The sequence below is a fragment of the Fructobacillus pseudoficulneus genome, from assembly GCF_900108455.1.
GTDB classification, from domain to species: domain Bacteria; phylum Bacillota; class Bacilli; order Lactobacillales; family Lactobacillaceae; genus Fructobacillus; species Fructobacillus pseudoficulneus.
The window spans coordinates 1-12091 of record NZ_FNWS01000004.1; the positions used below are offsets into that span (position 1 = coordinate 1).

Below are 12091 nucleotides of genomic sequence, written 5' to 3' on the forward strand. Positions count from 1 at the left end.
TCATGTTAAAAGTTTGAAGATTGCTCTTCGATTAAACTGACTAGTTATTATCTCTCGATAACGCCTATCCGTTTATTGTTTGTTACGAATTGACTTCGCAAATTTGTTTGTGACTACTTACCAAGTAGCCACCGTTACAGATTTGTTTGTTCAAAGTTTTGTTCAGTTTTCAATGTGCGATGCCTTGTTAGGGCAACTCATTTAGTTTACCTGAATCATCAACGCTTGTCAATGACTTTTTGGAAAACTTTTTGTTGTCCGGTTCCTGTTGCCAGACCCCAGCTCCTCGTTAGAAGCACCTTCGCTTCGTAACGAACAATAACTAGTATACTGGCATTTCCCGGGGTCGTCAACAGTTTTTTTGCCTTAATTTAAGTAAATAAATAAAGACGTTCTTTCAAATAAAAAGTGATTCATTTGTTCGGATTAAACAAATGAATCAATTTAAAAAATTAATTATTATTCGCTTTTATCAACGAATTCCCAACTTTGTCCCTGGGGACTATCCCTGACAATCAGACCAGTTATCAACAGTTTGTCGCGTAAAGCGTCGGATGTTGCGAAATCTTTCGCCTCTCGAGCAGCTTGTCGTTGATCGAGGAGGTCTTGTTGCTCAGCAGTTATTCCCTTAACTGGTAACAAGTTCTCAATCCCAAAAATTCCTAACCACGTTTGCAACCGTTCTTGCAAAGTCTTGAGGTCGGCCAAGCTAGCATCCTCTTGTAGCAAACGGTTAGCAAAGTTGGCGGCGTCAAAGATCACCGTCAAAGCGTTTTCCGTATTAAAGTCATCATCCATCGCTTGAATGAAGGCCGCATCCAATTCAGCTACCCGACTCAACACTTCTTGCGAAATGATTTCGCCGTCACTACTTGCCTTGGCTCGTTCCAATGCTTGGTAGGTCCGGTAAAGACGGTCCAATTCCTTTTGACTTTGGTCAAGGCGGTCTTGGCTATAAGAAATCGGACGGCGGTAATGCGTCTTTGTTAGGAAGAAACGCAAGCCTTGCGGGTCAATATCGGTTTGTAGTAAGTCATGAATGGTCACAAAGTTGCCCAAGGACTTGGACATTTTTTCGTCGTTAACATTCACAAAACCATTATGGAGCCAGTAGCGAACAAATTGGCGGTGGTGGTAAGACTCGGATTGTGCCAACTCATTGGTATGGTGTGGGAAAGTCAGGTCAACTCCACCAGCGTGAATATCAATCGTTTCCCCTAACAACTCGTCATTCATCACCGAGCACTCCAGGTGCCAACCAGGTCGTCCCGGTCCCCATGGCGATGGCCAGGCCGTCACATTTGGCCGGGTCTCCTTTTTCCAAAGGGCAAAGTCGGTTGGGTCTTGCTTGTGTTCTTGGTCATCATCCCCCAACCGGCCCGCAGCATTTTCTTCCAATTCAGACATTTTTTGGTGTGAGAGAGCCGTATAGTTTTCAAACTTGGTGGTTGAAAAATACACATCCCCATCGACTTCATAAGCCTGCCCTTGCTCAATCAACCTTTCAACAAACCGCACCATTTCAGCCATGTACTCGGTTGCCCGTGGCCGGGTAGTCGCCGGTTTGACGTTCAATTGACCAGCATCCTGGTGGAAGGCTTCTGCGTATTTGTCGGCCACTTCTTGCTCAGTCAGGCCTTCTTTTTCCCCTTGAGCAATTACCTTATCACCCAGATCCGTGAAATTCGAGACAAAATTCACTTCGTAACCGCGCCACTCCAGATAACGTCGGATTGTATCAAAAGCAACTGCCGATCGGGCATTTCCAATATGAATATAGTTGTAAACAGTTGGTCCACACAAATACATCAAAATCTTACCAGATACTTGTGGGGTAAACTTTTCCTTCTGTAGGCTATAAGTGTTATAGACTTGGAGCATATTGGGCCTCTTTTAGCGATTTTTCTTTCATTATAACAAAAAGCACCCGGTAACGAGTGCTTTGTCATTGACTTAATTCAAATATTTAGCCTTCACATCAGCCATTGTTTGCAAGACCTGCTTCTTATCCAGCAAGACCAGCATTTCAGGCAAATTAGGTCCCTGAATTTGGTGTGTCGTGGCAATTCGAATTGGATTCCAAAGGTCGCGACCCTTGATTTCCAATTCATTTTGAATGGCACGAATAGTTGCCATGTAAGTTGCGGCATCCGTATCTTCAGACAAGTCAGTATAAGCCTTTTCCCAAGCGGCGAAAACCTTACGGCCAGCTTCACTAGTCAAATAATCAACCATGTCATCGGTCACTTCGCCCAATTGGAAGAATGGTTCACGAACCAAGTCAATAATTTGCTTCGTGTATGAAATACCATCAACTCCGGCAACTTCAATGACTTCCTTCAACCAGCCAGAACGCTTTTCAGCCTCTTCTTTGCTAATCAAACCAGCATTAATGATTTGATCAAAGAGTTGTGGCATGATGCGGTCTTTATCCTTGCGAATCCATTGGTTGTTAATCCATTCCAATTTCTTTTGGTCAAACTTGGCATTGGCCTTTGACAAACGGCTTTCGTCAAACATGTTCTTAAATTCTTCCAAAGAGAAGATTTCGTCTTCACCCTTTGGTGACCAGCCCAACAAACCAATAAAGTTATCCATTGCTTCAGGTTGGTAACCCAATTCGCGGTATTGTTCCACAAACTGCAAGACATCATTATCACGCTTTGACAACTTCTTCCCCGTTGCCCCGTTAATAATCAATGCCATGTGACCAAATTCCGGCACATCCCAGCCCAAGGCCTCATAAATCATCATTTGCTTAGGTGTGTTTGAAACGTGATCATCCCCACGCAAGACGTGTGAAATCTTCATCAAATGGTCATCAACCACAACGGCGAAGTTATAAGTTGGCATGCCATCGGCTTTTTGAATAACCCAGTCACCACCGACTTCTTTAGCGCCGATTTCAATATGCCCCTTAACGATGTCGTCCCAGGCATAAACCTTTTCTTCGGGCACACGGAAGCGAACCACTGGCTTCAAGCCTTGAGCTTCAAATTCGGCATACTTAGCTTCGCGTTCTTCGTTTGTTAAGCCTTCATATTCATAGATATAATGGGGCGCCTGCTTAGCAGCTTGTTGCGCAGCGCGCTCTTCTGCCAATTGTTCAGAAGTCTTATATGACTTGTAAGCCAATCCTTTGGCCAACAGTTCATCGATGAATTCTTGGTAAATTCCTTGTTCATTTCGTTCTGATTGGCGGTATGGTCCGTATTTGCCTGGCTTATCAGGTGATTCATCCCAGTCAAGTCCGAGCCACTTCAAGTTTTCCAACTGTGACTTTTCACCGTTTTCAATGTTGCGGGCCGAATCGGTATCTTCAATTCGAATCACAAAAGTTCCATTGTAATGGCGAGCAAAGAGCCAGTTAAAAAGCGCCGTACGGGCATTTCCAATATGCAAATATCCAGTGGGCGATGGGGCGTAGCGGACACGAAAATCGTCTGTCATTAGTATCTATCTCCTAAATCAGCTTTTGCTGAAAAAATTCTTCATTATAAGTATACAACAAGTCTCGGGCGCTTTCAGCTCCGGGCTTGCTGCGGCTTGTTTTGCTTCATTTGCCGTTTGAAAATGTTTAATCAAGGGCCAAATGCAGGGCTTGTTTGATGGTCGTCACACCAATTACTTCTAAGCCATCGGGCACGGCCATCCCCGCTAAGTTATTTTTGGGAACAATAGCTCGCTGGAAACCAAGCTTATGGGCTTCTTTTAGTCGTCCCTCTAAATCGGCAACCGAGCGCACTTCACCAGTCAAGCCGATTTCACCGATGAAGACATCGCTGGGCTTTGATTCCTTATCTTGGTAGGAAGAAGCAATCGCCACCGCAATGGCCAAATCGATGGCCGGCTCGTCGAGCTTTACTCCACCAGCTGCCTTCAAATAAGCATCCTGGTTTTGTAGCAACAAGTTGGCCCGCTTTTCCAAGACGGCCATGATAACTGAGACGCGATTTCGGTCTAACCCCGTCGCCGTTCGTTGCGCATTACCAAAGACCGACGGCGTAACGAGTGCCTGTAATTCGGCCAAAATTGGTCGGTTTCCCTCTAAGGTAGCGACAATCGCTGATCCAGTAGCCCCTTCCAAACGTTCTTCTAAGAAAATCTCAGATGGATTAGCCACTTCCGCCAAGCCATGATCACGCATTTCAAAGATGCCAAGCTCGTTGGTTGCGCCAAAACGGTTCTTGACCGCCCGTAAAATACGGTACTTGTAGTGACGGTCTCCCTCAAAGTAGAGCACCGTATCAACCATGTGTTCCAAAATTTTGGGACCAGCAATCGCCCCATCCTTGGTGACGTGACCGACAATAAAGACCGTAATATTGTTGGTCTTGGCAATCTGTAGGAGGTCGGCTGTTACTTCGCGAATTTGAGCAACAGAGCCAATCGGTGAGGTCAAATCCGGTTCCTGCATTGTTTGGACGGAATCGATTACCAAAAAGTTAGGTTTCATCTCTTCGACCTGCTTTTTGACTGCCGTCATATCCGTTTCCGGATACAAGAAGAAGTCCTGACCACCAACCGCTAAGCGGTCTGCCCGTAACTTCACCTGTGAGGCCGATTCTTCACCAGTCACATACAAGACCTTACCGTGCTCTGATAACTGGCCGGAGACTTGGAGGAGCAAAGTCGACTTTCCAATACCGGGATCACCACCAATTAAGACCAGGGTTCCGGCAACAACACCCCCGCCAAGCACTCGGTTGAGCTCCTTCAATCCCGTTGTAACCCGCGGCGTCTCCTCAAGGGTCACGTCATTGATGGCCTGCACTTTGGCAGTCTTCCCATCAATGCCGACCCGGGCCTTGCGGTTAGTGGTTTCCGGTTGAATTTTTTCCTCAACAAAGGTTCCCCATTCCCCACAATTCGGGCACCGCCCTAAGTACCGGGCTGAAATAAAGTCACAGTTTGAACAAATAAATTGTGTTTTGACCTTCGCCATTAACCAATTCCCGTTGAACCAAAGCCACCAGCACGCACAGCCTTTTCAGTCTCTGCATCTTGGTCAGCTAGCAAATAAGGCAAGAAAATCCCCTGGGCAATCCGCTCGCCCTTTTGAACAAGGACTTCTTCATCGCTCAAGTTCAGTACTTGAACCATGATTTCACCTTCATTTTGTTCGTTATTATAGTAGTCCGCGTCAATGATGCCAACCGCATTTGGCATCACCAAATGCTTTTTCTTTGGCAATGATGACCGCGATACCAGTTGTAGGTATTCATTTTCTTGCATGTAAACCTTAATCCCAGTCGGAATCAAAACCGGGCGTTGGCCATTGTCACTCTTGGCCGGAATCACCGTATCTTGAGCAGCAGCAAAATCATAACCCGCAGCACGCTCTGTTGACCGGGCTGGCAGGGTTAAGCCTTCTTCAGCATACTTACTGACAATTTCAAATCCACGTACTTTCATTACAAACCCCTTTACATTTTCCCGAAAATATCATATAACCTGTTTATTATACGTCATAGCCGGTAAATTCTAAACCGGTCAATTCAGTTTTTGGAGGTACCCATGACAATCACCGCAAAACCAGGTTTCTTTTACTACGAACAAGATGGCGAGAAAATGGGCGAGGTGTCCTACCTAACAGAAGACCATGGGCAGGTTTTCACCCTCTACCACACCTATGTTGACCCATCATTACGGGGCCAAAACATCGCCAAAAACCTTGTCGACGCCGTTGTTGAAAAAGCACGCAACGAAAACAAAAAGGTTCGACCAGCTTGCCGCTATGCGGCCGTTTTATTCCGCCGTTTCCCAGATGACTACGCCGATGTGGCCCTGCCAGCCGCTGAAGGGCACAACAAGGATTCTTCGGCTACTTGATTAGACGAAGTAATCAAAAATTGCTAACAAAAAAGCCCAACTGCGTTTGCAGCTGGGCTTTTACTTTTGCCTAAAATTAATCTTTTTTAGCAGCGTCTTTTGTTTCTTCGACAGCTGAGATAACGACTTTGCCATCGACTAAGTCAGCCGACAAGGCCTTCTTGCCTGGGTTGTCCAAGTAGAAATCAGTGACTTGGTCACGGATTTGTTGCTCGATTACTCGACGCAATGGACGAGCACCAAGGGCTTCATCATAACCATCTTCAATCAAGTGGTCCTTGACCGCATCCGAAATCTGCAAAGTTAAGTCCTTCTTAGCCAATGTCTTATCCACATCAGCCAACATCAAGTCCACAATCTGCTTCAAGTCTTCCTTCGTCAAAGCAGAGAATTCAACGACACCGTTGAAACGGTTCAAGAATTCTGGACGGAAGAACTTTGACAAGCGATCCATCAGGTCGCCTTCTTCAACAGCCTTATTACCAAAGCCGGCGTTAGAAGTAGCAATCACAACCGTGTTCTTAAAGTTGACAACGTTTCCTTGACCATCGGTCAACCGACCATCATCCAAAACCTGCAACAACAGGGTCAAGACTTGTGGGTTGGCCTTTTCAATTTCGTCAAGCAAGACGATTGAATAAGGGTTTCGACGAACCTTTTCAGTCAAGGTATTGCTGTTATCGTCGTAACCAACGTATCCAGCAGTTGCACCAATTAACTTTGAAACCGCCGTCACATCAGAATACTCTGACATGTCCAAACGAATAATCGAATCCTTTGAACCAAAGAGGTCCTGAGCTAATTGCTTAGCCAATTCGGTCTTACCAACACCGGTTGGTCCAACAAAGAGGAATGATCCAATTGGACGATTTCCTTCGTCAAAGCCAGCCCGGTTACGACGGATGGCACGAGCCACCATGTCGACGGCCTCATCTTGACCAATGACCTTACCAGCCAAGCGTTTGTCAATTTGCTTCAAGTGTTCAATATCTGAAGCACCCATTTGTGAAACAGGAATACCCGTCAAACGTTCAACAGCTTCCGCCACATCATTTGGCGTTGCCTTGACTTTTTCAACGTTCTTAGCTGAGTCAAGCTTCTTTTGCACGTCGGCAATTTCATTCTTAACCTTCAAGGCCTTTTCGTAGTCTTCCTTACCAACAGCTTCTTCCTGATCCTTCTTCAAAGAAGTTAACTTCTTTTCCAAAGAAACCTTGTCCGTTGCTGGGTTCTTTGCTGACAAATGTGCAGCCGTCATATCGATCAAATCGATGGCCTTATCAGGCAATGATCGTTGTGGGATATATTGAATTGAATAGTCCACGGCAGCCTGCAAAACATTTTCAGGCAATTCAACGTTGTGGTGCTTCTCGTAAAGAGGAGCAATTCCTTCCAAAATCTTCAACGTATCAGCTGCTGAAGGGGCGTTCACTTTGACTTCGTTGAAACGACGAGCCAAGGCAGCGTTCTTCAAAATTGTGTTCCGGTACTCATCTTGAGTCGTTGCACCGATTAATGATAATTCGCCACGTGACAAGGCAGGCTTCAAAATATCGGCCAAGCCCTTACCACCATCTTCACCACCAGTAGAACCAGCGCCTAGGATTTGGTGAATTTCATCAAAGAAGAGCACAACGTTACCAGCATTCTTGACTTCATCAATTAACTTTTGCACGTTTTCTTCAAAAGCACCCCGGTATTGGGTACCGGCTTCAAGGGCAGAAATATCAATTGAGTAAATCTGCTTATCTTGAATGGCAGCAGGAACATCCCCGGCGACAATCGCCTGTGCCAAACCTTCGATAACCGCTGTCTTACCAACACCGGCATCTCCGACTAAGACAGGGTTATTCTTCGTCCGGCGGCTTAAGATTTCAGCCGTCTCTTGAATTTCCTTGTTACGACCAATAACTGGGTCAAGCAAGCCATCCTTTGCTTCTTGGGTCAAATTCCGACCCAACTTTGCCAACATACCATCTTGCTTGATTTCGCCTGGCTTTGTTGCCTGTGGTCGACCATTACCAGCAGTTTGACCAGCAATTGCGTCATTTGGTAATTGACCACTTTGACGATACTGAGCAAATTCTTCTGGCGTTACTTCACGACCATTAATTAGGTAACGACGGTTTTCTGAATTAAAACCGTTTAAATTACCCATCATACTATCAAAGATATTATTCATATCTGAGTTAAATCCGTTGTTAAATCCATCATTTTGGTTTGCCATAAATAAATATACCTTCCTCTATTATTTATTCTTTTCTTTCGAAACTGGCAGGCTCTCTCAACCGTCGGATTTCGAATCCTTTTTATTCTCTAAAAGGGAGTCTTGATCTGGATTTGGTTTTCGATAACCCCGCTCCAATTCTCTTAATACTTGCCACATTTCCATTTCCTGGGCCCGGGCTAAGGCGTCTAAGTCTCGAATATTGAGGGAAGTGGCTTGACTCTGATCTTTATTAAAAGATCGGTGAATCGTGGTGTACCCATAACCAGATTTCTTAGAAACCTGATAAATTGTGAGTGACTTATCAACAAGATAAGCCTTAATGTTAAAACGTACCATTTTGATCACCCCAGTTTCGATATTTCTCTAACATCTTCCACTTCCTTATCTATTATTATAGCACATATATGATATAACACAAGTGTGCTATATCTATTTTTTTATTTTTTTATTAAAATAGAGTGGTTACTTACAGCCATGCGGTTGTAGCAGAATCACTCTAGATAAAAAAATAATTATCTTTCTATTAAAATGAGGTGCCGAATGGCCAACCAGCGTTACGAAATTGAAATTCCCGAAGAAGCAGTCCAAGACCTGGCCTTGAGCGACGGCGCTCAGCTAAACTTAGTCGTTAGTGACAATGCCCTCACCCTTACGCCCGAAAGAACAAACAGCAATAAACAAGAACTTTCCATTCGCCGCTTTTTAGTTCCTTCTTTTTTGGCAACCATCGCCTTTACTTTTTGGATTTTGTGGCAGGCAGACCCACTCATTCCATTAACAGGTAGCAATTCTTTGGCAACCGCTACAATTGTGCTCGGTGAAGTGACGGGAATGGGGGCCTTCATCCGCCTCCATTTACTGCACATTTCCCAAGAAAAAGACCCAATCAAGAAAAAAACGGATAAGAGACTGGCACCAACCCTCTTTCTCTCGATTGCTTTAATCCAAGCATTTGCATCAATTGCCCTCTTCTGGGCCGTCGGCTACCTCTTTCAAGCCGCCATCTTTGACCGCCTGACCGCGACCATCCTTTTCTTCGTCTTTATCAGTATCATCAACTACTTGATGGTCTATACCGCCACGTTGATTTCAACGCCCTTCATGATGACTTTGTTAATCATCACCATCGTCTGCGGCGTCTTGGTCGCCATGGTGACCAACTCCCGGCAACTTTGGTGGCAGCACAACTTTTCATTTCTGGGTACCAACCAGGCCCAATTTGCATGGACCTTTAACGCGACCTTGATCATTTCAGGAATCCTCTGGGGAACGTTAATCGATTATCTTTTCGTGCCCATTCAAAAACGGCTACCTCAACACCGTCGCCTTAGTATTCTTCGGGGCTTTTTAACCTTTGACGCCCTTTGCTTGCTGGCAATCGGCGCCCTGCCAAACAATCCCGGTTTCTTGCACATCGCCCACGATACCGCGGCTAATTTGTTAATCGCCGGTACCGGTTTGCCGATGCTCTTAATTTATTGGCTCTTACCAAATGCGACCCACGAATTTAAGCTGTTCTCTATCGGAACTGCGATTTCGATGTCAATCACCGCCATGCTCTTCTACGTTGTACGCTACCTGTCCCTAACCGCCTTTGAAATTATTATTCTCGGTTTGGGAATTTCTTGGCTATTATTGCTGATGCAAAATGTTCACCTGCTTTATGAAAGCAAATCTGTTTCCTATCAGGTGCACCTGCACTATCTCTAATGCCAAATTTCTAAGATTATTTCAACGCTTTTGTACCATAAAAAGGACCTAAACCATCATGTCAGAAAGACAAAAAAACACCCAAACAAGTCATAACAACCAAGGGCGCCGCCCTTATCGCAAGCCAAGTCGGGCAAATCAACCCGTCGAAGTTAAGATCGGCCAAAAGTTCCCCCTAACCATCAAACGCTTAGGAATCAATGGGGAAGGGATTGGCTATTTTAAACGTAAGATTGTCTTCATTCCGGGCGCCTTACCCAACGAAGTTGTCACTGCCAAGGTGACCGATTTTACAGAAAAGTATATTGAAGCCAAAGTGGTTACGATTCGTGAAGCCAGTCCCGAGCGAGTCACACCAACCGACCCTGCCGCCGACTTAGTTGGTGGCTTTGAACTGGCCCATCTGGCTTATCCAGCCCAATTAGCCTTTAAAAAAGACCTGACTCAACAGGCCCTAGAAAAGTTTCAGCCACAGGGATACGCTAACTACGACATCCGCGACACCATCGGTATGAGCCAACCGGACCACTACCGCAACAAGGCTTCTTTGCCAATCCGTAAGATTAAGGGCGAAGTGAAACTTGGCCTCTATAAGCGTGGCAGTCATGACTTGGTTGATTTGCCAACAATTGCCACCCAGGACGAGGCATCCATGACCATTGTTCGGGCAGTAGGAAAGATTTTGGCCGAGGCCTCCGTTTCCTTTTACAACGAGGTTAAGAATTCCGGTTTGGTCAAAACCGTCATTGTCCGTGCTAACCAAGCGGGTCAAGCCCAATTAGTCTTGGTAACCAACCAGGAGGAATTTCCCGGCAAAGAAGCGATTATCACCGCTTTGACCGAACAGATTCCGGCTATTACTGGGATTTTTCAAAACATCAACCCCGGCAAGAGTTCCTTAATTTGGGGCGATGAAACCATTAAGCTTTGGGGTGACGATTACCTACAAGAAGAAATTCTGGGCCTGACCTTCTCCCTTTCCCCACGGGCCTTTTTGCAACTCAACTACGAGCAAATGACCAAAACCTACGAAACAGCCATTCAGGCGCTAAACCTGAATAAAAATGACCGTCTCGTCGATGCCTATTCAGGGGTTGGAACCCTCGGTCTTTCCATGGCCTTTTTAGTTCAGGAAGTTCGTGGGATGGAGATTATCCCGGAAGCCGTTGTTGATGCGAAAAAGAACGCTCAAGATAACGGCATCGAGAATGCCCATTATGAAGTTGGTAGTGCCGAAAAAGTCTTTCCAAAGTGGGCCAAAGACGGCTTTAAGCCAACCGCTCTAGTGGTTGATCCACCGCGTCCCGGTCTAGACCCCGCCTTCAAGAAGGCTGTTTTACGGGCTAAACCAGAAAAATTTGTCTATATTTCATGTAACCCCTCAACTTTAGCCCGCGATTTAGCTGATTTATCGTCGGCATATCGAGTTGATTTCATTCAGCCGATTGACATGTTCCCACAAACACCACGATGGGAAGGTGTCGTCAAATTATCGTTGAAAAAATAAGTCGGAGCCGTTGGTTTTAACGGCTTTTTTGATTATAATGAAAACAATGTGAATCAGAACAAAAAATGCAAGGCGAGGGAAACCATGTACTATCGTGACGGACAATATTTTGAACTCAATTGGGGGCAAATTTACTTTTACTTCCTTCTATCACTGACCCTGGACGCCTTGGGGAATGGGCTCTCAGTTGCCACCAACCTTGGTTCGGCGCCCTGGACAGCTGGAGCTGCCAACCTGGCTCACGTCACTGGTTTGCCGATTGCCCTTTACTTAGCAATCACAACCTTTTTGGTCGCAGTTGCTAATATCTTCTTGGCCAAAAAATTCATTTTAAAGCGCTTTATCGGGAATATTATCTTCGGCCTGCTCTTTTCCTTTATGGCCGGCTACTTTAACACCATTTTTGTTAACATGGGGGTTTGCACGGTTCCCCTTTGGTTACGAATTCCCTTTGACCTCTTTGGGGTTGCGGTTGTTGGGATTGCCATCTCTGTGTATCAGCGGGTTAATTTCATTTTACATCCGATTGATGACATGACCAACATTCTTCGCTTCTCATACTTCCACGGCTCAGCACCGAAGGCACAAATTTCAAACTTCATCTTCGCCATCGGCATTTCGCTCGTTTGTTGGGCAATTTCTGGTTCAATTGTCTCGGTAAATATCGGAACCGCCTTTTCATTCTTTATGCAAGGCCAGGTTATTGCTTGGTCAGACCGCTTAGTCTTTCCACATTTGGTCCACGGCAATATGGACATGATTCACAAAGACATTCCCGTCGAAAATTAAAAAAAGCTGCTGATTTGAAATCA

Annotated in this window: 10 protein-coding genes; 4 read left to right on the forward strand and 6 right to left on the reverse strand. The window is 45.4% G+C overall.

Annotated features, from left to right (window positions below; translation table 11 throughout):
- Positions 1-459 precede the first annotated feature (459 nt).
- From cysS to dut, 4 genes are all read right to left on the reverse strand, one after another.
- The gene (gene cysS / locus BLW39_RS04335; RefSeq protein ID WP_059378634.1) at positions 460-1881 is read right to left on the reverse strand and encodes a cysteine--tRNA ligase; all 1422 of its coding nucleotides are present in this window, start codon (positions 1879-1881) and stop codon (positions 460-462) included.
- Positions 1882-1953: 72 nt separating this feature from the next.
- Positions 1954-3450 (reverse strand): glutamate--tRNA ligase, encoded by a 1497-nt coding sequence (gene gltX / locus BLW39_RS04340; RefSeq protein ID WP_059378638.1) that lies wholly within the window; start codon positions 3448-3450, stop codon positions 1954-1956.
- A gap of 127 nt (positions 3451-3577) precedes the next feature.
- The gene (gene radA / locus BLW39_RS04345) at positions 3578-4945 is read right to left on the reverse strand and encodes a DNA repair protein RadA (RefSeq protein WP_074717782.1); all 1368 of its coding nucleotides are present in this window, start codon (positions 4943-4945) and stop codon (positions 3578-3580) included.
- Positions 4945-5415, reverse strand: coding sequence for a dUTP diphosphatase (gene dut, locus BLW39_RS04350; RefSeq protein WP_059378640.1), 471 nt, complete (start codon positions 5413-5415; stop codon positions 4945-4947). Before dut ends, radA begins: the two co-directional genes overlap by 1 nt.
- 102 nt (positions 5416-5517) lie before the next feature.
- Between dut and BLW39_RS04355 the strand changes: the two genes are divergently transcribed.
- Positions 5518-5832 carry a GNAT family N-acetyltransferase gene (locus tag BLW39_RS04355; protein ID WP_059378641.1) on the forward strand — a complete coding sequence of 105 codons (315 nt, stop codon included), beginning with the start codon at positions 5518-5520 and terminating at the stop codon, positions 5830-5832.
- Positions 5833-5908: 76 nt separating this feature from the next.
- Here BLW39_RS04355 and BLW39_RS04360 read toward each other — a convergent pair whose 3' ends face one another.
- Positions 5909-8059, reverse strand: a complete 2151-nt coding sequence (locus tag BLW39_RS04360; RefSeq protein ID WP_059378643.1) for an AAA family ATPase — start codon at positions 8057-8059, stop codon at positions 5909-5911.
- A 57-nt stretch (positions 8060-8116) separates the two neighbouring features.
- A complete protein-coding gene (locus tag BLW39_RS04365) occupies positions 8117-8398 on the reverse strand; it encodes a hypothetical protein (protein WP_059378644.1) in 282 nt (93 codons plus the stop codon).
- Between the two features lie 204 nt (positions 8399-8602).
- On the opposite strand from BLW39_RS04365, the gene BLW39_RS04370 reads away from it, so the two are divergent.
- The 3 genes from BLW39_RS04370 to BLW39_RS04380 all read left to right on the forward strand — a co-directional run bounded on the left by BLW39_RS04370 (position 8603) and on the right by BLW39_RS04380 (position 12068).
- A complete protein-coding gene (locus BLW39_RS04370) occupies positions 8603-9772 on the forward strand; it encodes a DUF998 domain-containing protein (RefSeq protein WP_059378645.1) in 1170 nt (389 codons plus the stop codon).
- Between the two features lie 58 nt (positions 9773-9830).
- The gene (gene rlmD, locus BLW39_RS04375; RefSeq protein WP_059378647.1) at positions 9831-11279 is read left to right on the forward strand and encodes a 23S rRNA (uracil(1939)-C(5))-methyltransferase RlmD; all 1449 of its coding nucleotides are present in this window, start codon (positions 9831-9833) and stop codon (positions 11277-11279) included.
- A gap of 84 nt (positions 11280-11363) precedes the next feature.
- Entirely contained in the window at positions 11364-12068 is a 705-nt protein-coding gene (locus BLW39_RS04380; RefSeq protein WP_059378649.1) for a DUF6198 family protein, read from the forward strand.
- The last annotated feature ends 23 nt before the right edge of the window (positions 12069-12091 follow it).